Raw genomic sequence first — 24,768 nt, 5'->3', positions numbered from 1 at the left:
CAGCCCGTCCGAGGGGATCAGAACTTGTAGAGCAGCCGCGCCGACACTTGATTGGTGCTCAGTTGCTGTTTGAAGCCGACGATCCCGAGACCGCCAACGCCGACCGGGTAGGTGTAGGTATTGTCTTCGAACTGTGAGTACCGATACTCTAGGCCGGCTATCCAGTTATTCGTAAAGGCGTATTCGGCTCCGGCCCCGAGTGTCCAGCCCACCCGGGTGCTGTCGCCGGCACCATAGGAATAGCCCGTGCCCGTCACCGTCGATTTGGGTGCCGCCAATGCGATGCCGCCGGTGGCGTAGATCATGAAGCGGTCGAAGGCGTAGCCGACACGCAGCCTGGCCGAGCCGACCCAGTTGGTATGGGCGGTGATGAAATCGCCGGTCAGCGCGGTGTAGCGCTGCTTCCCGGTGATGAGGGCCGCGCCGTCGATCTCGCCACCGAGGACAAGCTGACCGATCTGGTAGTTGTAGCCCGCCATCAGACCGAGCGCAGCGCCATTCCGGTTCAGGCTCGGCAATGATGCCACGGCAGCCCGACCGGCGATCGCGGCGCCGGCGGTCAATTCGGTTCTGGTCTGCGCCCAGCCGGCCTGGGCACCGACATAGAAACCGGTCCAGGTGAAGGCAGGAGGCATGGGAATAGCAGGTTCGATCCGCCGCGACGGCAGATCGGCAGCCTGCGCTGCGAGCGAGAACGCTGCAAAGGCAAGTCCGGCGCCAAGTTTCGTGGTCAAACGGGGCATATTCGAGTCTCCTTGTGGATGTTGGTCCGACTGTTAGCGTCAACCGCAGATTGAGTAGGGAGCTGAAAGGGCGACTTAGGATCAGGCTCTGGTCGAATAGCGACGTCCAGTCGAACGTCTCCCATTGTGGGTTAATCCCGACACGGCCTCAGTTGCCCACGGCCGCGCCGAGCTGATAATCTTTCTGCAGCGCACGGTCCGATGACGGATAAAGCGTCTGGCATTCCGACCAGTAGAAGCTTTGGGGCTGCCGATTGGCGGGATCGGCGCAGATCGCGGCGAGCTGTGCCTGCCGTGATTGCGACGTCTGGCAGCCGGCAAGGATCAGGCCGAACGATAACGCAATCCCGACTAGGATAGACCTATTCATGTCGTCCCCGTTGAGTGAGGTCAGCTGGTTGATGGAAGCGGGCCCCACACCGGGCGCCCGCCAGTTCGCTATCGGCAGCGGTCGATCGGACCAGCCTTCGCGCCGTTGGCCTGCTCGCCGGCCAGCGGCCGGCCGGCGAGCCACCAGCAGGCGCCTATTTCATTTGGATTCCCAGCTTGGCGCGCTCATCCTTGAACACGATGGCAAGCGCGTCGATGATCTTCTTGTCGGGATTGGCCTTGCAGTAGACGATGACCTCGTGCTCGACGACCTTGCCCTTCTTCAAGTCAAGAAAATGCTTCTTGGCGAGGCCGTTATACCAGCCACTATACCAGGTAGACAGGGCATCGGCGTCCTCCTGGAAGGTTCCTGCCAGCTGCGCGCAGGTCAGGGTCTGGACGTCGATGAACCCGTTGGCATCGACGTAGCTCGTGAGCGGAACCTGGGCGGTCGCCGCAGACGAGGTGGCGCAAACGATCGATACCGCCATGGCGGCGAGAATTTTGGACATGATGATCTCCCGTTTCGAAATGTAAGAGCCGGAGCTCTGGAGGTGGAAGGGAACCGGAGGCTTTAGCGCAACGATCTTGCAATGAAGAGGCGCGCGAAGCTTTCAGCTTCTACGAGACCCGCTTCACGCCTGGTGGCTGCCATGTCCCTTCGCCCGCAGGCAGGATAGACGGCGGCGTAGTCCTCGGCCAATAGAGGCGCATCACAAGGTAGATTTTGTCATCCGGTGCCGGGAGCCAATTGGCTTCCTTGTCGGCGCCGGGGCTGTCCTTTTGGATATAGAGCGTCAGGGAGCCATCCGCGTCCTTTTTCATCCCCGGTAACATCGGTGAATTGATCAAGTAGCGATTGATCGGGTTCTTGACCAAGAGCTGGCTCTTGCCGTCATACATCGTAACGGACCAGAACGCGTTCACGGGCGGCAACTGGCCCGGCGGGAAGGTAAGTGTATACTTGTGCTTGCTGCCGTCGAGCGCCTCTCCCGTCGTGTCACTTCGCGTGAAGGGGTAGGTCGCTTCTACGGCATCGTTGCCATAGATGCCTGCCTTGGCAGCTCCGGCCCGTTTCAACCAATCGCCGTTGTAGAAGGCCTCATCGCCCAGCAGCGAGCTGACGTTCCAGCCGTTGATCTCCTTGCTGCCACTGGCCAGCCATTTGCCGATCTTGTCGTCACCCTGCTTCATGGCGACCAGGATTTCGGCTTTATGTTCGAGCGACAGATCCTTGAACGCAAAGGTCTTGCCGGGGCCGATGCCGATCCTGGCAAGCTTCGCGCGAACTGCCCTATCCCTCGGCGTCTCGGGAACGAATTGTAGGGCTGCGTCGAGGTACTCGAAGAAGTTGTCCTTGATCCCGGCCGTGGTAGCAGGGACGAACGCGATCTTGGGTGCAGCGGCCGGAGTTGCTTGTTTGAGGAAGGAAGAAAGCGGCTGCGCATTGTAGCCAGCCTGCACCTTTTCCACGTTAGGCATATCTTCGGCGTTGATAAGCTGGGTCCGGAAGTTGGCGAACACGAACGGGGTGGTCGAGGCAAAAACCTGCTTGATCCCGGCGGGCGTACTGCCTTTCCAGTTGGGGCCGACGACCAGATAGTCGCCCGGCTCGGACCCAGTGGCGCGTGTGCCGATATAGCCGAAATTGTAGGTATTRCCGTCGMWGAGCWKGACCGAGTAGTAGCGCTCCCTTTCAACTGCGGGCACCGTGATAACCATCGGCTCGGCCCGCAAATCCAGCCAGAGGATGGAGTAAGGGGTGTCGCTGTTCGGCGTTATGACGGCCGTGTCCGCCGGGGTGGCGACATGGTGCATGTTGTAGATTTCGTTGAACGGCGCCTTGAACTGGCCCGAATTCCTGTCGACGGCAAATTCGTGCATGACCGCATAGTTCATCACCAGCGGCAGGCCGTAGATGAAGCCTTCTTCGGCGATGTCTTTCGCCTCGAAGAGGTTCGGCCATTCGGGCTTCGTTTGCGCAAAGACGAGGCTGGACTTCATTGTGGCCGCGGCAAGGGCGGCCATCGCAGCAGAGCCAAGCAGATCACGTTTCGTCAGCATCTGAAAACTTCCTTCCGGTTCACAACTTCCGGTCATGCGCGTCGATTGCGGGACGCGGTCGCACAACTTATGCGGGTATCAAACAATGCCGGAGTGGGCAATCGAGACCGCTTGCATGTCCGTCTTTGGGCTCGAAACGGCGGCGCTTCGCTAACCGCCGTTTAGTTTCTGACCAGCTTGGCGCCGGCGGGGATCAGGGTTGCAGCTCGATCTCGCCCGGCTTCCATGTCTTGTTGAACCATGGTTCCAGCGGACCATAGAGGCGAAGGAGCATGAACCAGCCCTTGCCCGGGATCGTCTGCACCCAGTTGTTCTCCATTCCCGCCGGGGCTTTGGGTCCGAAGTAGACATCCGTCGAACCATCCGCATTGACCTTGACGCCCTTGCTCTGGCTGCTGACGCTGGGGGCTCGCTGGTCGGTCTGCACCATCGAGCGGCTCTGGTTGTCGTAGACGATGACCGACCAGAAATCCTTGACCGGGATATTGGGAGGCAGGCGCAGCTTATAGTTCTTGCCACCATCCAAGGGATCACCCTTCGCATCCTGCACCGACCAAGGATATTGCGAGCCCTTGCCCACCATTTCTTCCTCCATCGCCGGGGTCACGGCAATGGCGAAGTAGTAAAAGAAGACGGCACCGTCCAGGTTACTGACGCCGGGCGCCGTCTCGAACTTATAACCGCCCAAAAATGGCAGGCGCCACGCACTGTTCGGATAGAAATACGCATCCTTCGGGCGAATCTTGAAAGCGATGGTGCGCGCCGTGACAGCACCGATGTTGGCGGCGTCGGTGAGAATCTTCTTCATCCGCTCGTCGGGAGCGAAGGGTTTGCCCTTTTCGATGCCGATCGAGGCGAACAGGCCCAAGGTGGTGGGATCGGATCCGCCCGCCGGCTCTTCCTGGATGACCTGGTTCAACAGGCCCCAAAACGAGTAGTCGCCCGGAGAGACGAAATTCGCCGGAATTCCGGAGGCATTGACCATTTTCATCGGCGGCGGATTGGCGGCCTCGGCCAGAGGATAGATCCGCAGGTTCTTCTTGACCGAATCGATCGCAGGTTGGGTGGAGCCGTCCACAAGGAAAGCGCGAAAGACGAAGTAGCTGCCGAAGGTGTTCGGCCGCAAAACGTGATACCCCGATGGTATCTCGCCCTTGAAGCCGGGCGGCAACAAGAGGTACTTGCCGCCCTCGCCCTTGTCAGCCCCGGTGATGCCGATGTCGCCCACCCACTTGTACCAGAAGTCGTCGACCGTCCCGAGCACCTTGGGCGGAACCTCGGCGACGACCGGACCCTTACTCGTGTCGACCCACATGAAGTTGTAGATCGTGTTGTCGTTGCCCGTCAGCGCGACGGTCTTCGAATCCATCAGACTTTCCCAGATTACGTTGGTCTGGTTATCGGGTCCGAACTTGCGCAGCGACTCGCGCATGCCGGCCTGATTAACGATCGGGATCGCCAGCAGATAGGCTTGGAGCGCGCGCGAACGGTCGAGGTTGTCGTAGATTTTTTCAACAGTATCGGCGGACGGGTAGCCGTAGTTGAGGTTCAACGCCCCGATCGAGGATTCGATCTTGTCCGGCACGGCGACGCCCGGAGCGAAAGGCGTCGTCATCTGGTAAGTCTGTGCGGAAGCAACCGTGGCAGCCGCCGCGAAAATTGCACCAAGAAATAGTTGGTTCATTATTTTCGGTCCCCTTGTAGATCGATTAGCGGTTGGGATTACAGGGCTAACGATCATCAGTAACAGGGCGGGTATGGGTAATACCCGCAAACCGGTCGATAAGCATATGGTGCATAGTACGCTGCGGCACCGAGGGCGCCTGCGCCGGCGATCGCCGCACCTCGGTAGTAGGCTCCACGAAATGCCGTACGCCGTGCCACGCCCGCGAAGGACAGTGGCGTGAAGGGCCGGCCGATCAGATCGATGAAGATCGACGCGGCGCCGTCGCCGCCCGCAAGGTCACCCTCCATCACGTCGACGTCGAATGTGACCTGGTCGCCTTCGAGTTTAGGGCTTTTCAGAACCACGACCGCGTCACGAATACCCGAGCCATCCCGCATGAAAGCTGACACGGTCGCGTTCGGCGGGTCCTTGTAGAAGCTGTCGGGGCTTTGGTTGCCGGGCAGCCACTCCTCAAGGATATGCGCCGTGAGTTCGTGGCCAGCGGACCTCACTGGGCGGTCGGCGAACACGATGGAGTTAGGCGACAGACCGCTCAGCACCAGCTTCCCGCCCTGCAAGGTCGCGCCGCGAGCGCTCAGGACAAAGAGCGACGGCGCGAGCTCGGGTTTGACCGGGGTACCGATCGCCTTTTGAAGCGGCACATGCGGGGGAGCGGTCGGAGTCGCCTGAGCTGACGCGGAGTTGGACAGCAGCGTCAGGGCAGAGACCGCGCCAGCATGGAGAAAGAATAAGGCAATTGCATTTCGCGCTGTTGTCATGGCGCACTCCCCTCGTTTGACTTCGTTGGTGCGTCTATTGGCTCTACTTCGGGAACAGGAACTGAAGCTGGGCCCTCAGCTGCCAATCGGCAGCGCCGCTGGGCTTTGCCACATTGTAATAGGCTGCGATCTGCGCGTTGACGGGCTGATGACCGATCTTGAATACGCGCCCGAAACCGCCGCCGATCGGCACTGTCCAGCGATCGCCGTGGTCGGCCTCCCAATTGGCAGTGATGACCGGGGACGACGTCAGGTACCAGCCGCCGTGAAAGTTGTAGTTCACGAAGGGCTGCAGCGTCATCGCGTTGACGGCGCTGCGATTGCTCTTGCCCGCAAACGACCAGACATTGTTGACGAGAACGCCGACGACCCAAGGCCCTTGAATCGTCAGGGCGACGAAGGCCGGGCCCGCCGAATACTTGCCGGAGGTGAGGGTCTTGTCGGTGCCAGTGGGAAGCACGAAGGTCGGTCCGATGCCCCAGATGATGCCGTGCGTCGGCTGCTTCGGCGAGAAGAAGAAGCTCGGGTTGATGTCGCCCAGGCCGAACTCCCTGTCGCCATTCACCGTCAAGGCCGGCTGCGAGATCACCGGGGTGATCCAACGCGTGATTAGGTTCCAGTCCTTGTTCAGCGTGATCGGGATCACGGGCTGGATGTTGAGGACATTCTGAAGCTGCTTATGCGGCCCGACATTGAAGTTGAAGTTGTTCTGGAACGGCACGCTGATCATGTCGGCAACAGGGTTCTGCGCCGCTTTGGCCAGATCGCCGGCGTCACTCGTCGAACCTTCCGCCAGCGCTATTCCCGAACACGACAAGGTCGCGAAGAGTGTCAATTTAGCTAAGTCGATCGCCGTCTTCGCACTCACAACCGATATTTCCTCCAAAAATAATAAAATTTACAACGACCAAAACCAATTTCGCCGTTTGCCCGTAGAACTTATACTGTGCGACAAAGCAGTAGTCGGATCTCGCTGCCACTCATTTTGCGCCAACGTTGCGGAATTCCGGAGGGGCCTGCTCGTGTCTGAAATTCCCGTCATTTCCAGCCATATTCTTTACGGCTTGCCGGCATTCCTGCGTCATGAGCTCGGAGAGAAAGCGCTTCTGCGGGCGAACCGGGCAGCAGGTCTCGATATCGAGCTTACCGAAGGTTGCAATTGTTTCATCCCCCATGCCGCCGTCATCGGCTTCGTGAGTGCAGCCGCCAGGGAGGTCGGCGAGCCCGATCTCGGCCTCCTGATCGCTCCGACGATGAATGTCGGCAACTATGGCTGCTATGGGCGCTATATCCTGGGAGGCGAGACGCTCGGCCAATCCATCGAGCGGGCCATTGCGGCTCTTTGCTATCACAGCACCCACGACCGGATGTCGATCGCCATTACCGGCGACGAGGCGCGCTATAGCTACGTCTTCGCCTTGTCCGACCACGCTGGCTACGAGATGATCGCCGGTGCAGCGGCCGGCGTTCTGCTCAGCGTCATGAGGGCCTATTTGCCGTTCGACTGGCGGCCGCTGCGCATCGAACTCAATATCAACAGGCCGCGCCAGACTGGGCTGTTCGAAGATCTCTTCCATTGCCCGGTCCTGTTCAACGCGCCGGCCGTGACGATCGTCATCGAACGCCATCTCTTGTCGGCTGCTCCGAACCGCGGGTCACGGCCCATTGTCACCATCGAGGATGTGGCGCGAGACCGGCCCGGCGGTGCGCCACGAGATCTGCTCGCCGTCCTCATGGCGCAGATACGGGCCCAGGTTCTCACGGGGGGCGTATCGATCGATCGTGCTGCGGGACCAATGGGTACCAGCGTCCGAACGCTGCAACGCGAGCTCCATCGGGCCGGTACTGATTTTCGCAGCCTGACGAACGCGGCGAGGATTGAGAGAGCGACAGAGCTGCTCCGGCATACGGACGGCTCGATCACACGTGTTTCGGCGGAGATGGGATATTCCTCTCCCGCCAATTTCGCGCGCGCCTTCCAGAAGGCGACCGGCTGCACACCCGGAGCGTTTCGCTCCAAGTTGTAACACGAAGAACGCCGCCGGGACGGCTGCCCGCTGCAACAGGCTGCTGCCGATCCCGGATCATTGTCTCCAATTTAGCTGACCCATTCTAAACCCGCGGCGCCGATACACTTGGCGGTTGGAGTTCAGCAAGCACTTCCGCCGGCGATTCCCGGATTCAGAAAAACCGCCCTCCCTGACATCGGAACGTCTCGTATACTGCGGGCGCAGCCTCGCGGCGGAAGAATGGCGAAGCTGGCGGCGCGCGCCGGCCTCAATCTTCCGAGAGGCCGGGTCGGGCTCCCTTATGCCGTGGGATGCCAATCGGAATTCTTGATTGCGAAGACCGTTGGGAACTTCGCCCGGCTTCTGCCATAGGAAGAATGCCGCTTGGTCAAAGGAGGCGTCCCGCGGCCTTCTGCAGATCTGGCGAGCATCAAGTCTGAAAGAATCAACATGCTTCCCAATCTGCCATCAGTGAGCCACCTCTCAGTCGTCATCACGCAGGCAGCCGCGCCTGCTTTTTTGCTTGGCGCCGTCGTTGGTCTCATCTCGGTCCTGATAAACCGCCTGGAGCGCATCCTCGACCGATCGCGAATGCTCAATGGCCTGCAAAAAGACGGGGCAGTTGCGCCGGAACTTAGAGCGGACCTTCCCCGGCTCGAAGAGCGGGCTGCTTTGATCAATAGCGCAATATTTCTGGCAATCTCTAGCGGGGTGTCGACCATCCTGCTGATGGCCCTGGCATTCGGATTAGCGTTCGCGGAGTTGCCGCATGAACGGGGTGTTGCGCTCCTTTTCATCGGTGCCGTCGGACTTTTTGGCGCTTCGCTCACACAGTTTCTGCGCGAGGTGCGGATCGCATTGCGAATTACTGATCACCTAAGGTAACCGAACGATCGGGACTTTGCATCGTCGTCCAAACGCGAGGTCGAACTGTCCACGAGGAAAAATCGCCGGACAACCACCTCCTTTCGGGACTGCGCAGCGCTTGCCGGCAAAGACTATGTTCGGGGTGTCAACGCCGACCATCCCTTCCGTTCATGGACCAGGCGCAAGCCGTGGTCTGACCCACGAAGGACTTCCTCGAAAGCCTGCCCGAGGCACGACAGGGGCGGTGGCACCAAGGGTTAACGGCTTGACGACCAAGTCTATCACGATCCCCCCCGATCTCGATGCCGCCTTCACCGGCGTCCGCACGCGCGGGTATCCTCGAATCAGAGCGGCCGATTCGGTGCAACCTCCAATCGCTCTAAGAGTGCCCGGCGCGCGGTGACGGCATAGCGGACGTGATTTACCGCCAGGGCCATCGTTGAATCGCTGCCCGAGCGCCCGCCAGACGTGACGGCCTCATCGACCAGGTGATGAAGCGAGCGATCGAGCGCCTCGAGCGTCTCGGCATCGGCTACTTGGGCCCGGTCGGCGATTTGGATCAACCGCCCGATCCGTTGCTGATCTTCGCGCATCCGCCCCGTCGTCACACGCCCGATGATAAGCGTTGCAAGCGAACCGAGGATGCTGAGGGCAGCGGCTGCGAGATAGAAATAGCTCTGGAGCTCGTCAAAAAAACTCTGTTCGCCGTTGTTGAGATAGTTGGCGATACCGGGATGGACCGGCAGGATCGGGTTCTTGGCGTCGGGGTCGGGCGCTTCGATCTGGCTCGCCAGGGGCGTGAGCGCGATCAGCTTGGGCTTCGCGGTAAAGAGGGTCTGGCCTATCGCTCCGGCGACGAGATCGAGCATGGTGTCAGGCGCGACGAGCCGATATGTCACGGCGAGCGTCGTGACCGTGTCGTCGGGGGTTGCGGGGCGAGACCTGAAGGCTCCCTCAGGGATGTCGTACGACTCGAAAGCCGGAAAGCGCCGGTTGAAGGCATCCGCATCAGAGAACGCCAGGATGGTGGGCGTTCCCGCAGTTCCCTTGGCCATTGCCATAACCGCTGCGACCACGTCCCCGGGCCCGACCGGGCCAACGGCGAGGATGGCGGCAGCGCGCCGTTGGTGAACCGCCGCGACCATCTCGTCAGGCGCGAGGAAGACCCGCTTCACCTCATGAGGCGGGACATCATAGTAGCTCAGGATAACGTCGAGTAGCGCGGCGTTGACGTCCTGCAGGCGTCCTTGCGGAATGGCGATCGTCTTGCCGGAGAGCTTGCTAATGCTGTCGATGGCCGATTGCGGCGGCAGCACGAAGGCGACGACATCGCGGCGCAGGATCGCGATGGTCTGGCCGTTGGTCGGTGGCGAGACGTCGCTGCGGATCAGCGCGAGATCGGCAGCGCCGGTTTCGATCGCTTTTGAACTGGCAGCGAGATCGTTGACTTGGACTGGCTGAAGCTTCACGCGGGGATGATCCTTAGCCACCTCGGTGACGAGCGCGCCGATAAAACGTTGGGCCTGTGTGCCAAGGGCGCCCGTTGTCACCCGCAAAGTCGCATGCGGCGACCAGAAATGGATCGCCACCGCAAGGGCTGCGATGCCGAGGAGAACTGCTGTCCATAGAGCAAATCGCATCATATTGTCCTCCTTCCTCGGCCGGCTCAGCCTGCGACGCTTGGTAAGGGATCCGCGTTCAAATCGCGTCACCGCGTTCATCAGCAGGCCGTTCTCCAGATCCGCCTGCGATCCCCTCACATGACTTCGAATGCCGCTGGAGCGGGCCGCCGCGAGGACCTGGTCTCGGCGCAAACGCGGACGTTCGACCGGTCCTGCCTGAATCGCGCGCAGGTGCCAACCAATGGGTTGCGCGCGCTCCTCAATCCATCACCGGCGTGCAGTTGCGGCCAATCTAAACTCCAGACGCTAGTCTGCGTCGGAATGAATTGCCTTCGTAAGCGGCACGCTTCATGTTCCGAGAATCGGCACGCTGAAGTTGGAAAGAATTGCATGTCTCGCGCGGGGATTAGCAATAACTACTTGATATTCCTCACGACGATATGATCCGCCCCCGCAAGGATGTCGACGACATCCTGGTTGAGTTCGCCCGTCCTGACGATCTTCATGGGGCGCAGACGCAGGTTGCGGCGAGCCGGCGCGATCTGACGCGGGACGGCGCGCCCGTCGATGGCGCACAGGGGGCGGACATCGTGAAGCACGATGGCCGAACGACGGCGCTCTGAGTGGGCAAAAATGGTGTCGGAGATTGCCAACTAGGGTGCAGAGTTGGGTTCTGAACTGTCGTGCGGTCCGAAAATCGGACCGCAGCCGGGTTGAGGCGAATAGATGAATCGGCGCGTGCAAGACGGTTGACCAGGCTGTCGCCACACAACATGCCCACAAAATGATGGCGCCACCTCTGGATGATGGCCTCGCGCGGTCGGGAGAATAGCCGTCCGCTTTGGCAGCGGCGAGCCCGTCTTAGGCGTGTTCGGCGATGAACCGCGCGCGAAACGCGCGATAGGGTGGCTCGCAATCAATTTCAGTCGCTCACTGTCCTTGGGTCTCGGCACATGGAGGATAGAATGCTTACACTCTCATCGACGCCTCAGCCGTTAAGCGTGCTGGCGCGATATGAATCCGGCTTCACCGAACAGCTTGCTCAATTTGGATATGGACGTACTCGAACACTCGTCCTCAGGCGGTTGTTCAGAGCTTTTGATCAATGGCTTGGTAGCCACAATCTGCAAGTTGAACACCTCTCTCTCCGCGCCATCGACTCATTCTTGGATGACCGCAGAAAGGCCGGAGAGAAAGTTGCAATCTGTAGGAGAGCGATAAAGCCGATTGTGGATTATCTGGGAAATAACGACGCTGCTCTGCAAGAAGAAATTGAAAATCCATCCGGGCGGGATCGAGTTGTCGATCTATTCCAGCAATATCTCGCGATGGAGCGGAACGTCACGGTTGCGGTGACCCGGCAATACGCCGCCCGAATCCGCCCGTTCGTCAAAGCTCATTTGTCAGTCTCCAGTGATCGAACCTTGGGGGTCAAGGCCCTGACGGAAGCTGACGTGATCAGGTACGTTGTCGACGTTTGCCCGAAATTGACGAAGGCCGGGGCTGCACTCTTCGTCACTGCGTTGCGGTCGTTTCTGAGGTTCCTTCACCTCGCGGGATACATCGACCGGCCGATGTGCAGCGCCGTGCCATCGGTCTCTGGGCGTCGCCTGACCGCGATGCCGAAGGCAATCGAACCGGATGTCCTCCAACGGCTTCTTGCCTCGTGCGATCGAAACACCCTGATCGGATCACGCCGCTTTGCTATTCTGACCATGCTCTCTCGGCTCGGCCTCAGAGCCGGTGAGGTCGCGAACCTTCAGTTGGGCGACATAAACTGGCGCGCCGGAGAAATAGTGGTCGCTCACGCGAAAGGAAACCGAACCGAGGCGTTACCACTGCCGCCCGACGTCGGCAGCCCACTTGCCGACTATATTACCCGTTGGCGTCCTCGAAACGCGATAGGACGGAATGTATTCGTTCGGGTCCAAGCGCCGCATGGCCCATTGACTTCAGGCGCGGTCACGCAACTCGTTGCTCATGCTGCCGAGAGCTGCGGACTCGGACGTATCCACGCCCACCGGCTGCGCCACACCGCTGCGACCAGCATGCTTCGCGGCGGTGCTTCGTTGGCGGAAGTCGGGCAAGTGCTCCGCCACCGCCAGATGATCACCACAGCCATCTATGCGAAAGCCGATCGCGAAGCGCTACGGTCGATTGCTCGCCCATGGCCGGAGGAACTCGCATGAGCATTCTCCGGCAAGCCGCAATCGACTATTTCGCGATCCGCCGGGCACTCGGCTTCAAGCTCATGAGGGCTGAAAAGTTGCTTGAACAGTTCGTCAGCTTTGTCGAGCAACAAGGCGACAATCGCATCACAACAGAGGCAGCCGTCGCCTGGGCGACCCTCCCGCGGTCGGGGCAGACGTGGTCTTATGCCCGCCTCTCGGTGGTTCGTCGCTTCGCAAGCTATATGCGAAGCACTGATCCTGCGACGGAAGTGCCTCCGACCCATATCCTTGTTCAGAAGAAGGGGCGCGCGACCCCATTCCTTTATTCCCCGGCTGATCTGAGCGCGCTGATCAACGCGACAAGGTCGTACCGGTGTCCTGATCGCGGCACGACGCTTCGGATGTTGATCGGTCTTCTCTCCGTCACCGGAATGCGCATCGGCGAAGCGATCAGATTGAACCTCGAGGACTTTGATTCCGGCAACGGCATCCTCACGATCGCAAATACGAAGTTCGGCAAAACACGCGAAGTGCCGTTGCATCCGACGACCACCACCGCCGTTTCCGCTTATCTTGAGCGCCCCCATCAGCCAATTCGGCGCAAAGGTACGCGTGCTCTGTTCCTGTCGACGATTGGGACCAGACTCAGCTACAACTGCGTGCAGCAGACTTTCCGGCGGCTGACCGCAGCGTCGGGCCTAAAGTCTCGAACGACATCGTGTCGCCCCCGGATCCACGACCTGCGCCACACTTTTGCGGTGGCAACGATCCTCGACGGTTATCGAGATGGCAATGAGCCCGGTAATCGAATTGCGCTGCTATCGACCTATTTGGGCCATGTCGATCCGGCTTCGACGTACTGGTATCTGTCCGCGGCGCCGGAACTTCTGGCGCTAGCCAACGTCCGACTGGAGCGTGACCTTGGAGGTGCAGCATGACCATGCTCGCTCCAACCCTCCAGGCATTTTTCACCGAACGGCTGATCCGGCAACGTCAAGCCAGCGAACATACCATCGCCGCCTATCGAGACACTTTGAAAATGCTCGTGGTCTATGCCTCGAAGCGCAAGGCAATTGCCCCATCGCGACTCGACATCGACGATCTGGACGCATCTCTGGTTAGCTCGTTCTTGGATCATTTGGAGAAGGACAGGAAAAACGGACCCCGAACCCGAAATGCGAGGTTGGTCGCGGTAAGATCCCTGTTTCGCTTCGCTGCGCTTCGGCATCCCGAGCACTCGGCAACGATCGAACGCTTGCTTGCGATACCTCCGAAGCGGTTCGAACGAAAGCTCATAACCTTTCTCGACGAAAGCGAGTTGTCGGCGCTCTTAGATGCCCCCGACCAACATAGCTGGACGGGACGCCGTGATCGGGTTCTGCTGACACTCGCCGCACAGTCCGGGATGCGGGTGTCCGAAATCGCCGGTTTGCAGATTCGAGACGTTCATCTCGGCGTCGGGGCGCATGTGAGCTGCAGGGGCAAAGGCCGAAAGATGCGGATCACACCCCTAACCGCGCAGATGGCGGCACTGCTGAAGAACTGGCTGAAGGAGCGAGGTGGTGCTGAAATCGAACCGCTATTCATCTCAAGAGCCGGAAATCCATTGAGCCGGGATGCGATCGAACACCGATTGGCCCAGTATGTCGATATCGCCGGGCAGGCCCTTCCGCCGTTGAGGCAAAAGAATGTCACGATGCACGTCCTGCGGCACAGCGCTGCCATGCGGCTGATGAGGGCGGGCATCGAGCAGTCTGTCATCGCACTCTGGCTCGGTCACGAGCAGGTCAGCACAACCGACATCTATCTTCACGCTGACATGGAGATAAAGGAGCGCGCGCTGGCAAGGACCGCACCAGCGTCGTCTGCTGCTCGCCGCTTCAAGCCAGATGACAAGCTGCTGAGCTTCTTGGAGGCGCTGTAGTAAAAGGCGCGTCACGATCCCAGCGCCAGAAATTATGCCGATGCTTTTGCGCCTGACGCCGCGCTCTGCCGCCTGCGTGCAGGCGGCCTCGGCATAATCAGGAGATCGGCATAATATAGGCTATGCCGACATCGGCATAACCTGTACAACGTCACCACGACTCGTGAAGCGGTGATGCAGTTCACAAAGGCCTTCAGCGACAAAGCTGGCTGGAACGAGGCGTCGCTCGACGTGTATCCGAGCACGACTGCGCCTATCGTGCGCGTCGGCGCAGACGGCCACCGTGAGATCGTGCGTGCGACATGGGGCATGCCGACACCGCCCGACTACCTCAAAAGTAAAAATTACGATCCTGGCGTCACCAACATCCGCGAGACGAAATCGTCCTGGTGGCGCCGATGGCTTGGCCCGACGAGCCGATGCGTGGTTCCTTTCACGTCCTTCGCCGAGCCGAATCCCAAAGCCCAGCTTCCGGGCGAGCGCGTTCCGAATTCCTGGTTCGCGCAGAATCCCGATCGGCCGCTCATGTTCTTCGCTGGATGTTGGACACCCTGGAGAGGCGTCAAGAAGGTTCGCGATGGGGAACGGGAGTTCGAGCTGTTCGGTTTCCTAACGACGTCGCCCAACGAGATCGTCAAGCCGATCCATTGGAAAGCGATGCCGGTTATCCTCACCACGCCGGAGGAAGTCGATCTCTGGCTAACCGGCGAGTGGGATGATGTGAGCCACCTGCAGCGGCCTCTCCCGGGCAATATGATGGTGATCGTCGAACCACCGGCAAAGCCCAAGGACGACGAAGATAAGTTGCTGTGAGCGGGCGCCGCGACGCGGACTGCCAGGCCGAGAACGATGACGAGGGCGCTGCAATCCAATCTGCCGGTTGATGACGATGAGACGTTGCGCGAGGTCGCGACAGCTCACAGGAAGGTCATCCACGTCGACATGGATGCGTTCTATGCCTCCGTCGAGCAGCGGGACAATCCGGAGCTCCGAGGTAAGCCGCTCGCCGTCGGCGGGTCAGCCGCCCGCGGCGTGGTCGCAGCCGCGAGTTACGAAGCTCGTGCCTTCGGCGTTCGATCGGCGATGCCGTCCGTCACGGCCAAACGGAAATGTCCTGAGCTGATTTTCGTGCCGCCGCGGTTCGACGTCTATCGCGCCATATCGGCCCAGATTCGAGAGATTTTCGCCGAGCACACCGACCTAATCGAGCCGCTGTCGCTGGACGAAGCCTACCTCGATGTAACCGAGAATAAGCACGGCATCCCCGTAGCGACCGAAATTGCGACCATCATCCGGGCGCGGATAAAGGAGGTGACCGGGCTCAACGCGTCGGCCGGCATTTCCTATTGCAAGTTCCTGGCGAAGATGGCGAGCGACCTCAACAAGCCGAATGGTCAGGCCGTCATCACGCCTCGTATGGGCCCGGCCTTTGTCGAGGCGCTGCCAGTGAAGAAATTCCACGGCGTGGGGCCAGCGACCGCGGCGAAAATGGAAAGGCTCGGAGTTCTCACAGGCGCCGACCTCAGAGCGAGGCCCCTGCCCTTCCTGCAGGAGCATTTCGGGAAATCAGGAGCCTGGTACTATCTAATTGCCCGCGGCATCGATGAGCGTGCCGTTCAGCCGGACCGGCCACGAAAATCGATCGGTGCCGAAGACACGTTCGCGGTCGATGTCGTCGAGCTCGAGCCTGCGCGCGCGAAGCTCTTCGAATTGGCCGAGAAGGTCTGGCGGCATTGCGAGGGCAAATCCGTTCGCGGCCGCACTGTCACCGTCAAAATCAAATTCTCAGATTTCGAGCAGATCACGCGTAGCCGGACCGCCGATGTCCCGATCGCAAACTTGGGCGACCTAAATGCCGCCTCTGATCTCCTGTTGAGCCAAGCCTTTCCCTTCCGGCGTAGCGTCCGCCTGCTGGGCGTGACGGTGTCGTCCTTTGACGATGAGCACCATGACGGCGGCAACCAGCTTCAGCTAGAATTCTAGCGAGGAGGCTCGTCATCGATAGGATACAACGACGGTCCGCATGATTCTGGGGGATGCATGCGCTTCATCAGAAATTGGGTGCTGCCAGTCCTTTTCGCCGGATTTGGAGCGCTTCTCGGATTTATGCTGATCGGGCTGCCAGGCCTGAATATCGTGCCGACGCTCGACGGCTCACCTATAGTCGGAGGCTTCCCACCACCGGAGCAAGTTCCCATCGTGATCCGCGAGGGGAAGACGATCGGGAGCTACGTCGATTTCTACGGAATAGCGCTCCCGGGGCAGCCGCTCTATTGGGCGGTCGGAACCATCGCCGTGATGGCATTCATCGGATATCGGATCGGATTGCCTTTTAAGGCCCGTCCGGCCGGAGGCCTATTCTCCTGCAGCGACCTCTGAGCTGGCAGGAGTCGCCTCGCTGGCGCCCGATGTCAGCGCGCCTATCGTGCGATCGAACGCAAACTCGCTGAGGATGGGCAAAGTTTTGCGAGTGATCGAAAGGCCCCACTCAGGCTTGCTCTTTAGAGCGCCGCCATAAGGTCGGTCGGAAAAGACCTTATCGGGGCTAAGCCATCGTTCTGATGGCACCAGGAACAATTCAGGTTCCCGACCTTCGTAGAATAATGCCAGGGCGAGCAGCAATTCAGCGCGGAGGGCGAATTTGGTTTTCTGCATGAAAACATATGAGGTCGGCTTCTGCGGATCGAGACGGACCGATTTAACCTGTATCTCGCGAAACGGTCCCATCTCATGGCGCGCAACGAAGTCGATGCCGCGATCATCCACCTCGGTGGAATACACCTGGAATCCGGCCATCGTGAATTCCATCTTGAAGTAGTATTCCGCGTACGCTCCGACCTGCTGATTATTAAGCTTGCTCCAGGCGTGACGGCGGGAATTGCGCAGGGATTCCAGGCTGCTCTCGTCCGTCATAGGCGGCTCCGAGTTACCAACGCTCAGTTTGGAAATTCCAGAGGCGCGAAGGGAAGAAGTTGAGCCCGGCCGTTAAAAATGCGACCGGGCCACTTGTGCATTGCTTGGAGGATGACCCGGTCAGCGCTTCCGACGCTGCTGACCAAGGCCCATCGACTTCGCCAGTTTCGAACGGGCTTCCGCGTACGCCGGCGCGACCATCGGATAGTCGTTCGGCAGACCCCATTTCGCACGGTACTCCTCCGGCGTCATGTCGTAGGCGGTCCGAAGGTGGCGCTTGAGCGATTTGAACTTCTTTCCGTCCTCCAGGCAGATCAGGAAATCAGCCGTGATCGACTTCTTGACTGACACTGCCGGAGCTTGCTTCTCAGCAGGCGCGGGCGCAACCGGTTCATTGCTCAAGCCCACGATCGCGGAATGCGTGGTGGCGATCAGAGCGGGAAGGTCCGCAGCCGGAACGCTGTTGTTCGACACGTAAGCTGATACGATGTGGGCAACCAGATCAATGATTTCGGCGTTTACTTCAGACACAAAGAGCTCCTATCGCTGCGAGTCGCAGCATCCGCTTCAATTCGAGGCCTATCCGCTACGCTTGCGAGCATTTCAAGTCAAATTATTCTCAGCGCTGAAATTGCGATATATTCACGGCACAGACTTCTGCAACACGAAGGTCGTTGACTATAATTTTATCAAACTGGTTTCTTGAGAGTGAGCACGGTCGTCTTGGGACGAGTGCCAATTTGGCCACGTCGGCGAAGCGACACCCGCCCGGAATGCCGCAGCCATTTTCAAGTGCTTTAGCGTTCCTGTCGTGAACTTAAACTTCGATCACGCACCGCGGATCGAAGGTACGGTTCTCACGGTCACCATGCAGATTTGGATAGCCCGCTTGATTGGCAAAAATTCGGGTCCGTCCGACCATGTAGTCGTGCGATCCGTGGTCATGACCGTGAATCCAGGCCTCGGGGTGGAAATCCTCAATCAAATTGCCAAGATCAGAGACAAAAGCCGGGGTCAGCGGGCTTCCGGCATGTCGCAATTGAATTGATTTAGGGTGAGGCGCGTGATGCGTGATCACCACCGTTGGCCCAGCGAACTTGATAGCCAATTCCTGCTTGAGAAAGGCCAAATCTAGCCTGTGCTCAGCCGCTGCATGCCACGGCATGAATCGGCTAAAATGACCGTCAGCCTCCTGGTACCGGATCAGCCGATGATCATTGAGGGTCTGCCCAGCATAGACCATCGATGGCTTCGGGGTGCCGTGGACCCGATAATCAGTCCATAGAACGCATCCAATAAATCGCACCCCGCCGATGGCGACAGCGTTGCGCGAGAGAAGATCAATCCCGAACTCCGCGGCGACCGCCCTGCCCTCGACCAAACTGCGCTTCATCTCGGACTGGTAGTACTCGTGATTGCCAGGGACATAGAGCGCGCGTGCGCCACGAAGGGGCCCTGCTCGCTGCTCTGCCAGCCACCGAACGGCCGCAGAAATGGGCTGTCCAATATCGCCGGCGAAAATTGCGACATCAAAGTCCGGCATGGGGTCTGGAAATTCGAACCGGCCAAATTCGAGATGAATATCGCTAATGACAAGCAGGCGCATTTTGCCTCCGATCGGTTGAGCGTCGGGATAGAAGCGGCTGTCCCGTCAGGCGGCTTTCGCCGCGGAGAGCCGCTGAAAAAGTTGGGTCACGGGATGAGGCGCATAGAACGACGAGCCGCTTGCAAATGACCGCTCGAACTCAGAAATGGGCATGGAGAATGCGCCGATTGTGCTTGGCCCGATGACATCCGCCTGCATGGCATCCCCGACGAACAATACTTGACCGGGCTGCAGGCCGAGTTGACGACAAAGGGACATGAAGGACTGAGTGATGACGAACAACACCATCCTAGCAATGGTGACAAGAGGCAGCGGCGCCTCTCGGCGTCGGCCGATCCACCCGTCGCTGAGCACCGCAATCCGATGACGATGGTCCCGAGGATGGGAGCTCGCTTCGCTCTTGCCGAGCGCTCCGCTACGATCGGATCGACCATTTTCCCGAGGTGTGATGCAAATGTCGGATGGGAATGAGGCGACGCAAGCCTATGAGGCACTCCTCAAGCAGCAGTACGGCTTTCCCGACGAGTGGTTCTACTACGAACGCATCGACGACCGCTCAGGAAGCGGGGGTGTCCGTGCATTCGACCAACCTCGATTGGATCGGATGCCCGAAAATCTGCTGAAGGACCGGGGCCTATTCAAGCGCCTGGTGCTGAGCGTCAGGGACCTGTCGCACGCCGGAAGCGCGATCGCCTTCATCGAGGAGGAGGTGGACCACGATGGACGATATCCCCTCGCGGCCGTGAGGAAGTTCCTCTGCTACGAAACGACCTTGATCGTCTCCTATTGCCGACCCTTCTCGGAATCGAGGGGAGACATTCCCTCCCTCTCCTACGGCGCCCTAGGGATCAAGCTCTCGCCATTCACCCGCGCCTTGCACGACGACCTCATCAGCAAGCGGAACACCATCTTCGCTCACAGCGACGCCAGCCAGGTCGCGTACAGAGCCCCCGTGGTGATGAAGGGCCGCGACGGCGCTGGCGAGCCTTTCACAACCCTGTTCCCGCCAAGGTTCAACGAGGGGATCATGCTGGACTACCAGCGCGTCCAGCAGGCCAAGATTCTCAACAAATCGCTGCTCGGCGCCGTCATGGCGCGCCTACAGGCGATGCACGTCCACTTCCTCGACGTTCTGCCGTCGATGGACATGGACCTGCACGACCCAGCCCCCGATGGCTACGATTCCGCGTAGCGCTGTACGTAGAGCTATGGGTTATTCTGTCCGCGACGAAAAACACCTGCTCACGCGTCGGCACGGTCGATACCCTCCACTCCCCCAGCGCACGATGCGCCGGAATGGCGAATGCCCGTTTGAGCCCCTACGCCTCTTCCAGATCGCGCGGTGGGGCCGCCGCGACCAACTTGCGATCATTCGTCGGCAGCAGGCCGGCCCGTTTTTCCGTAACCCAGGAAATCCTGCCGTACCGGAGCTCGACCGCGTCTTCGAACTTGGCGCGATCGAGGCCGAGCGTCTTCAGACCCCGTCGCAGCCGGAAACGGGCCACACCGTCCAGCAGGTTTTGGAACCCGATCTTCGGCTTCTGCTGCAACTCGCGGACCGTATGGTAAAGGCCGGTGAGACCCAAGATGCCGGCGGTCGCGACTGCAGCGGACTGAGGCAGTCCGACCACCGATCCAGCAGCTCCGGCCGAAAGGATGACAACCGTCGACCAAGTCAGTCCTGTTTCGAGGCGACCGATGAACCTGTTCGATCCCGAGATCAATGTGTCAACTCTGTCGATCTCGCCCTGTCTGGCCGCCAAGGCGATCCCGTGGAGTCGCTTGCGCTCCGCGCGCAACGCTTCCAGCTCAGCGTCTCGTTGCCCCAAAGCTCGTTTCGCCTCGGCGACATCTGCCTCACGGGCCTCTTTGAGCTCCCGCTTTTCCTGCCCGTGACGCTGCGCGGCCACCCGGGCCTTCCTCTCATATTCGCTGCGGACCTCGTTGGCGGTCGCGTTGCGCATCTCTTCCAGGAGCATCTGGGGATTGGCGGTGGTCGCTAGGCGTTCGAGGCCGAGCGTCTCGTCCATCAGCCGTTCGACACTGCGCTGGTCGGAGAGCAGCAGCTCGAACTGCTGGGCGCGTTCGGGGTCAAACTCCTTCAGCTTGTCGTGGACGGCCTTCAGCACTTCCTTACGCGGCCTGAGGACGCGTTCGCAGGAGGCGATGAGATGCCCGCGCGGAATGTCGACCTGCTTGGCCTTAGCATCGTCCCTGACGAGGCCGGTCCGAAGCCAGGCCGTCATCGCGAGCTCGCGCTTGATGATGACGGGCGGTGTTTGCCGATCGTTGATCATCCGGTTCTTGCGGCAGAAGTCGCGGGCGTAGTCCACGAAGATCGGGTTCGTGGTGACGAAGACGAACCTGGAGGTCAACGGGTCGGCGCTCTTGTGCCCCGCCCTCAGCCGCATGGTGAGCGCTGCGCAGGTTGCATCGTGCTCCCGGGCGTCGACGGAATCGACCTTCCAGCGGATACCGGCGAAAAAGTCGTCATAGGTCGCCTTGTCGAAGAACTTCGTCTGGGAGGGCGTCGTGGTCAGGTCGATCGGACGCACCGTAACACCGACCTGCTGGAGAGCGCGCTCGGGATCCCGGATCACCGACCTAACGAAATCCTCGTTGATCTCGTTTTTCATCAGGGCCGAGTGCGTCGGCCCATGGCGGGCGGAGAGCGGCTGGGAGAGCATGCTCTGCAGGTTTCTCGACATCTCCTCCACGCTGACCGGAAGGACGATGACGTTGCAACCGATGCCGCGCAGCGAGGTCACGACGTTGGCGATGTCCTCGCAGGCCTCCTTCCCCGACAATCCCAAAAGATCGAGCGCAACCGGGGTATCGAGGATCAGCGTGAGGTCGGACTTCTTGGTCTCCCCGGTCGGCTTGACGAAATCCTCGACGACCTCGGTGAGCAATCCGATCGAGGCCAACCTGGCGAGGTGAGGAACGAATTCGCTCTTGTTCTTGACCAAGTCGTGAACAAAGCGGGCGCACAGGTACTGCTCCTCGCGGCTCAGCGTCCGTCCGCCCTCCTCAAGCCGATCGAGGACAGCCTGGTTCGCCATCCCCAATCGGATGCGCTCGACATGCAGGGCGAACGCCTCCTCCGTGAACGCGTCGAAGGAAACCAGGAAGCGTATCAGAATGTCCTTCAAGCTCTCGCGATCCAGGGAGAACTGGAACAGGTCAGTGACCTTCGGTGGGAACTTTTCGAAATCGTCCACAATCCGATCCAGGACCTGAACAATCTCGATCTGGTTCTCGTCATCGTCAGCCGCGGGCTGGAACGAGACCGTGAAGACGGCGCCAGCCTGTCGCTTCAGATAACCTTTCGCAAGCAGGCGGCCTGTAAAGCTCTCGGCGACATCCTTGTTGAACCTCCACCCATAGATCTTCTGGACGCCTAGCGAGAGAAGGCCGCCGTCGAAGATGGTGCCGTTCATCGCGGCCAGGACCGGTTCGAGGAACGGGATGAGGGCGTCGAGCACGTCGCCGTCCTGGTTCACCTTCAACCCCGAAAGGGCGGCGTATACTCTCAGAGCATGTCTGGTGACCGTGGTCATTGGGATCGCTCACCAACCGACTTGGCAGGGAAATCCCGAGCCACGTCCCGTGGCGTACGGCATTGCAGGTCGACGCGCCGCCACGCAGCGCCAGGATGATGGCCGGCCATTCGCGAATCTCCCAGGCAACACCATTAGATCGCGTCGCGAGCTCCTCCACCAGCGGCAACTCCGCGATTAATCCCAAGTGTTCTTTAGGGATCCGAGTTCCTCGGCCCAGTTTGAGGTGGACAACTACCAGATGTCGCTCTCGCCGAGTATTGCTCCTTCCGGTTTCATCCTAGCCTCGCGACGAATATCTAAAGGAAGCTCGCGAGCGTGCCCGTGTCTGTTGCAATATCTGATAAGGTCGTGGCCGAGCTGCTGCGGATGGAGGAGGATTGCACCCACTCCGGCAAGGCTCATTTCAACGCCGCGACCCGCTGGACGAGGTGGAACTATATCTTCGGCATTCCCTCCGTAGGGCTGAGCGCGCTAGCGGGGGGCGCCTTCTTCCAGGATTACGCTGTCTCCGCAGGATTGATGTCGTCTGGCGTCACCGTGCTCACGGCGCTGATGACGTTCCTCAAGCCAGACGAGAAGCTTCATCACTGACTCGTGCATGTCAGCCACTCTGAAACAAGAGCGGCAAAGGGACATGAAGGGCCGGGCGATGACGAACAACACCATCCTCGCAATGGTGAAAAACCGCCTCCGCGACAACCTTCAGCAGCTCAATCATAAGATTTCCGATGAAGACACCGCTCGGTTGGCACGCTTCCTACTCGAGGACCTTGATGCCGCCCAGTGGCGGCTCGTTCCAGCAGCGCCGACGCGGGAAATGGTCACCGCATCGATGACCGCCATGCGTAAGCGCCGCAAACGTCAAGGCAGAGTTGCCGAGAGGCTGAAGCATGCGTGGAGGCTGGCCGCGGGCATTGAGGCTGCTCCTCATTGGAATGTTACCAAGCAACCATCTGGCGCGCTCCTCAGCGTCGACAAGAATGGCGGGCTTCGAGACGACGAACGACTACAGCTTCATGACAATGCACTGAACGTTGGGACGCTCGAGAGCATGTCGGATGAACTCTTCGAAGAGCCTAACGCCGAGCTAGCCCAGTACGAACGCGAGGGCGATAGTTCGTGACTTCACGTCGATATACGGGCTCCGTTGGCCGAAATGCCTACTTCGGCCTCTCCAAGGTGGCCGACAGTCGCTCAGCCGGAACCGGCCCATTGCGGACACTGGCAACGTCCGGTTTCAGGCAGTTCGCTATCACCAGAGCGATCGCTGCTCTCAAGATCCAGCGTAGCGATCGGCGTTGGCCGCACAGTGCGCTAATGGCAGGTGATCTAACTTCTGTCGTCCTGCTCCGCTGCTTTTGCGGCCATCCTTTCCTCAAGACGCGCTGCCTTCTCAGGTGTGTCGATGTACTGGGAAAGCGTCGGACGACGGCCGAAAACGTGTCGCCAGAGGATCTGAATTTCATTGTCTAGGCGACGTACCTCGGTCGAGATGGTTGGCACGAGCGCCGCGTGGGCACGCACGATGTCGTCGCTGGATCGATCCTGGCCAATTGTCATCCGGTATGCGAACTGAGCGATCGTCCGGTTAAAGCGGCGGACCATTCGCTTGTCGGTGACGTTTCGATGGCGCGAGATGACATTGCCCGGCCCGCGCTTGTTTGAACCACGTATCAGCATCCAGGCCGTCACGGGGAAAATCAACTCAATCTCGCCAGAATGATCATAAGGCGTGCGCGCAAGCAGCAACCGCTGCGGGTCGTAGGTACAAACCGGATTATCGGAAGTAAGAAATGGCGTGTCGGTCTTGTTGTGCAGGACCTCGAACCCGAGCCGAAAGCATAGGTCGCCGAAGGCTTTGAACTCATCCTGCATCGCCAAAAGGGTCTCATGCGGGTTGATGCCCACCGGCACGGTGTCGAACTGTCCGGCGTAGCGTTCGAGTTCCCGCGGCAATGCTCCCATCGCGTCGAGCGTCTTATACTGACTGCGTAGCTTGGCTTCCAGCATGAGCGCAATTCGATCGTGCGTGGCGGGAACGCGGGCGCGCATGATCGTTTTCATGCCCTGAACATTGAACGAGATGGCCGGCGAGAGGCGACGCGCCTTCAAAGCGCGGACGGTTTCTGGCCAGACCGTCTCAATGGGATTCCACAGATCCTCAAATCGGTGGTTCTCTTGTCCGCCGTCGGGCAGCTTTTGAGAGTAGTAATAGTTCTCGTACCCTATCGCCGACGGCTGCATCGAGAGGGGCGTCTCGGGTGTCTCCGATCGATAGACTTGAACGCGACCGCGCTCGTCAGCGAAGCCATCCATATAGGTGACCGATATGAAGTGATGTCTGCGGTTCGTCCGTCCGCTGTCGCCTCGAATCGGATTGAAAATGCTAAATGGTCGGACGTCGTCATCAATGGGAACAATGCCCCAATTGCCATAGTAGGCGGCCGATCGCGTCATCAATCTTCGTCACGC

The 24,768-nt window shown here is 59.9% G+C and carries 27 protein-coding genes; 13 read left to right on the top strand and 14 right to left on the bottom strand.

What is annotated here, in order from left to right:
- Nucleotides 1-17: 17 nt before the first annotated feature.
- The 7 genes from AB4Z10_RS13285 to AB4Z10_RS13255 all read right to left on the bottom strand — a co-directional run bounded on the left by AB4Z10_RS13285 (nucleotide 18) and on the right by AB4Z10_RS13255 (nucleotide 6,351).
- Nucleotides 18-743, bottom strand: a complete 726-nt coding sequence (locus AB4Z10_RS13285) for an outer membrane protein (protein ID WP_441470859.1) — start codon at nucleotides 741-743, stop codon at nucleotides 18-20.
- A gap of 148 nt (nucleotides 744-891) precedes the next feature.
- Complete coding sequence (locus AB4Z10_RS13280; protein ID WP_441470858.1) at nucleotides 892-1,257, bottom strand: hypothetical protein; 366 nt, start codon at nucleotides 1,255-1,257, stop codon at nucleotides 892-894.
- 10 nt (nucleotides 1,258-1,267) lie between these two features.
- Entirely contained in the window at nucleotides 1,268-1,624 is a 357-nt protein-coding gene (locus AB4Z10_RS13275; protein WP_441470857.1) for an HdeA/HdeB family chaperone, read from the bottom strand.
- Nucleotides 1,625-1,733: 109 nt separating this feature from the next.
- The gene (locus AB4Z10_RS13270) at nucleotides 1,734-3,176 is read right to left on the bottom strand and encodes a DUF1254 domain-containing protein (RefSeq protein ID WP_441470856.1); all 1,443 of its coding nucleotides are present in this window, start codon (nucleotides 3,174-3,176) and stop codon (nucleotides 1,734-1,736) included.
- A gap of 193 nt (nucleotides 3,177-3,369) precedes the next feature.
- Complete coding sequence (locus AB4Z10_RS13265) at nucleotides 3,370-4,860, bottom strand: DUF1254 domain-containing protein (RefSeq protein ID WP_441470855.1); 1,491 nt, start codon at nucleotides 4,858-4,860, stop codon at nucleotides 3,370-3,372.
- Nucleotides 4,861-4,916: 56 nt separating this feature from the next.
- Nucleotides 4,917-5,621 carry a hypothetical protein gene (locus AB4Z10_RS13260; protein WP_441470854.1) on the bottom strand — a complete coding sequence of 235 codons (705 nt, stop codon included), beginning with the start codon at nucleotides 5,619-5,621 and terminating at the stop codon, nucleotides 4,917-4,919.
- 43 nt (nucleotides 5,622-5,664) lie between these two features.
- The gene (locus tag AB4Z10_RS13255; protein ID WP_441470853.1) at nucleotides 5,665-6,351 is read right to left on the bottom strand and encodes a hypothetical protein; all 687 of its coding nucleotides are present in this window, start codon (nucleotides 6,349-6,351) and stop codon (nucleotides 5,665-5,667) included.
- Between AB4Z10_RS13255 and AB4Z10_RS13250 the strand changes: the two genes are divergently transcribed.
- Together AB4Z10_RS13250 and AB4Z10_RS13245 are read left to right on the top strand one after the other, a co-directional pair.
- A complete protein-coding gene (locus AB4Z10_RS13250; RefSeq protein WP_441470852.1) occupies nucleotides 6,320-7,648 on the top strand; it encodes a helix-turn-helix domain-containing protein in 1,329 nt (442 codons plus the stop codon). The two genes, AB4Z10_RS13255 and AB4Z10_RS13250, sit on opposite strands and share 32 nt — an antisense overlap.
- Nucleotides 7,649-8,080: 432 nt before the next feature.
- Nucleotides 8,081-8,515: a DUF2721 domain-containing protein gene (locus AB4Z10_RS13245; RefSeq protein ID WP_441470851.1), complete on the top strand. Its 435-nt coding sequence runs from the start codon at nucleotides 8,081-8,083 to the stop codon at nucleotides 8,513-8,515.
- Between the two features lie 326 nt (nucleotides 8,516-8,841).
- On the opposite strand, the gene AB4Z10_RS13240 is transcribed toward AB4Z10_RS13245, so the two are convergent.
- On the bottom strand, nucleotides 8,842-10,218 hold the full coding sequence (locus tag AB4Z10_RS13240; RefSeq protein ID WP_441470850.1) for a TAXI family TRAP transporter solute-binding subunit: 1,377 nt from the start codon (nucleotides 10,216-10,218) through the stop codon (nucleotides 8,842-8,844).
- A 341-nt stretch (nucleotides 10,219-10,559) separates the two neighbouring features.
- Here AB4Z10_RS13240 and AB4Z10_RS13235 point away from each other — a divergent pair, with 341 nt between their 5' ends.
- The 7 genes from AB4Z10_RS13235 to AB4Z10_RS13205 all read left to right on the top strand — a co-directional run bounded on the left by AB4Z10_RS13235 (nucleotide 10,560) and on the right by AB4Z10_RS13205 (nucleotide 16,593).
- Nucleotides 10,560-10,742, top strand: a complete 183-nt coding sequence (locus AB4Z10_RS13235; protein ID WP_441470849.1) for a hypothetical protein — start codon at nucleotides 10,560-10,562, stop codon at nucleotides 10,740-10,742.
- A 342-nt stretch (nucleotides 10,743-11,084) separates the two neighbouring features.
- Nucleotides 11,085-12,308 carry a site-specific integrase gene (locus AB4Z10_RS13230; protein ID WP_441470848.1) on the top strand — a complete coding sequence of 408 codons (1,224 nt, stop codon included), beginning with the start codon at nucleotides 11,085-11,087 and terminating at the stop codon, nucleotides 12,306-12,308.
- Nucleotides 12,305-13,228 carry a tyrosine-type recombinase/integrase gene (locus AB4Z10_RS13225; RefSeq protein ID WP_441470847.1) on the top strand — a complete coding sequence of 308 codons (924 nt, stop codon included), beginning with the start codon at nucleotides 12,305-12,307 and terminating at the stop codon, nucleotides 13,226-13,228. Before AB4Z10_RS13230 ends, AB4Z10_RS13225 begins: the two co-directional genes overlap by 4 nt.
- Entirely contained in the window at nucleotides 13,225-14,214 is a 990-nt protein-coding gene (locus tag AB4Z10_RS13220) for a tyrosine-type recombinase/integrase (protein ID WP_441470846.1), read from the top strand. The genes AB4Z10_RS13225 and AB4Z10_RS13220 overlap by 4 nt, the downstream gene beginning before the upstream one ends.
- A 141-nt stretch (nucleotides 14,215-14,355) precedes the next feature.
- A complete protein-coding gene (locus AB4Z10_RS13215) occupies nucleotides 14,356-15,027 on the top strand; it encodes an SOS response-associated peptidase (protein ID WP_441471083.1) in 672 nt (223 codons plus the stop codon).
- A 129-nt stretch (nucleotides 15,028-15,156) separates the two neighbouring features.
- Complete coding sequence (gene dinB / locus AB4Z10_RS13210) at nucleotides 15,157-16,197, top strand: DNA polymerase IV (protein ID WP_441471082.1); 1,041 nt, start codon at nucleotides 15,157-15,159, stop codon at nucleotides 16,195-16,197.
- 57 nt (nucleotides 16,198-16,254) lie between these two features.
- Entirely contained in the window at nucleotides 16,255-16,593 is a 339-nt protein-coding gene (locus AB4Z10_RS13205) for a hypothetical protein (RefSeq protein ID WP_441470845.1), read from the top strand.
- Here the strand turns inward: AB4Z10_RS13205 and AB4Z10_RS13200 are convergent.
- From AB4Z10_RS13200 to AB4Z10_RS13185, 4 genes are all read right to left on the bottom strand, one after another.
- On the bottom strand, nucleotides 16,570-17,127 hold the full coding sequence (locus AB4Z10_RS13200; RefSeq protein WP_441470844.1) for a hypothetical protein: 558 nt from the start codon (nucleotides 17,125-17,127) through the stop codon (nucleotides 16,570-16,572). The genes AB4Z10_RS13205 and AB4Z10_RS13200 overlap by 24 nt on opposite strands.
- Before the next feature lie 120 nt (nucleotides 17,128-17,247).
- Nucleotides 17,248-17,658, bottom strand: a complete 411-nt coding sequence (locus tag AB4Z10_RS13195; RefSeq protein WP_441470843.1) for a Ros/MucR family transcriptional regulator — start codon at nucleotides 17,656-17,658, stop codon at nucleotides 17,248-17,250.
- A gap of 286 nt (nucleotides 17,659-17,944) precedes the next feature.
- Nucleotides 17,945-18,733: a metallophosphoesterase gene (locus tag AB4Z10_RS13190; RefSeq protein ID WP_441470842.1), complete on the bottom strand. Its 789-nt coding sequence runs from the start codon at nucleotides 18,731-18,733 to the stop codon at nucleotides 17,945-17,947.
- 45 nt (nucleotides 18,734-18,778) lie between these two features.
- Nucleotides 18,779-19,015 carry a hypothetical protein gene (locus AB4Z10_RS13185; protein ID WP_441470841.1) on the bottom strand — a complete coding sequence of 79 codons (237 nt, stop codon included), beginning with the start codon at nucleotides 19,013-19,015 and terminating at the stop codon, nucleotides 18,779-18,781.
- Between the two features lie 166 nt (nucleotides 19,016-19,181).
- Here AB4Z10_RS13185 and AB4Z10_RS13180 point away from each other — a divergent pair, with 166 nt between their 5' ends.
- Entirely contained in the window at nucleotides 19,182-19,925 is a 744-nt protein-coding gene (locus AB4Z10_RS13180; protein WP_441470840.1) for a hypothetical protein, read from the top strand.
- Nucleotides 19,926-20,052: 127 nt separating this feature from the next.
- On the opposite strand, the gene AB4Z10_RS13175 is transcribed toward AB4Z10_RS13180, so the two are convergent.
- Nucleotides 20,053-21,501, bottom strand: a complete 1,449-nt coding sequence (locus AB4Z10_RS13175) for an AAA family ATPase (protein ID WP_441470839.1) — start codon at nucleotides 21,499-21,501, stop codon at nucleotides 20,053-20,055.
- A gap of 204 nt (nucleotides 21,502-21,705) precedes the next feature.
- Between AB4Z10_RS13175 and AB4Z10_RS13170 the strand changes: the two genes are divergently transcribed.
- The 3 genes from AB4Z10_RS13170 to AB4Z10_RS13160 all read left to right on the top strand — a co-directional run bounded on the left by AB4Z10_RS13170 (nucleotide 21,706) and on the right by AB4Z10_RS13160 (nucleotide 23,419).
- The gene (locus AB4Z10_RS13170; protein ID WP_441470838.1) at nucleotides 21,706-22,137 is read left to right on the top strand and encodes a hypothetical protein; all 432 of its coding nucleotides are present in this window, start codon (nucleotides 21,706-21,708) and stop codon (nucleotides 22,135-22,137) included.
- A 507-nt stretch (nucleotides 22,138-22,644) separates the two neighbouring features.
- Entirely contained in the window at nucleotides 22,645-22,887 is a 243-nt protein-coding gene (locus tag AB4Z10_RS13165; protein ID WP_441470837.1) for an SLATT domain-containing protein, read from the top strand.
- A 58-nt stretch (nucleotides 22,888-22,945) separates the two neighbouring features.
- Entirely contained in the window at nucleotides 22,946-23,419 is a 474-nt protein-coding gene (locus AB4Z10_RS13160; RefSeq protein WP_441470836.1) for a hypothetical protein, read from the top strand.
- A gap of 206 nt (nucleotides 23,420-23,625) precedes the next feature.
- Here the strand turns inward: AB4Z10_RS13160 and AB4Z10_RS13155 are convergent, their stop codons facing one another.
- The gene (locus AB4Z10_RS13155; RefSeq protein ID WP_441470835.1) at nucleotides 23,626-24,753 is read right to left on the bottom strand and encodes a DUF4238 domain-containing protein; all 1,128 of its coding nucleotides are present in this window, start codon (nucleotides 24,751-24,753) and stop codon (nucleotides 23,626-23,628) included.
- Nucleotides 24,754-24,768 lie beyond the last annotated feature (15 nt).

This window comes from Allobosea sp. RAF48 (genome assembly GCF_052114025.1).
Classification (GTDB): Bacteria; Pseudomonadota; Alphaproteobacteria; order Rhizobiales; family Beijerinckiaceae; genus Allobosea.
The sequence above is the reverse complement of the archived record's forward strand: the minus strand, read 5'-3'. Positions and strand labels throughout refer to the sequence as shown.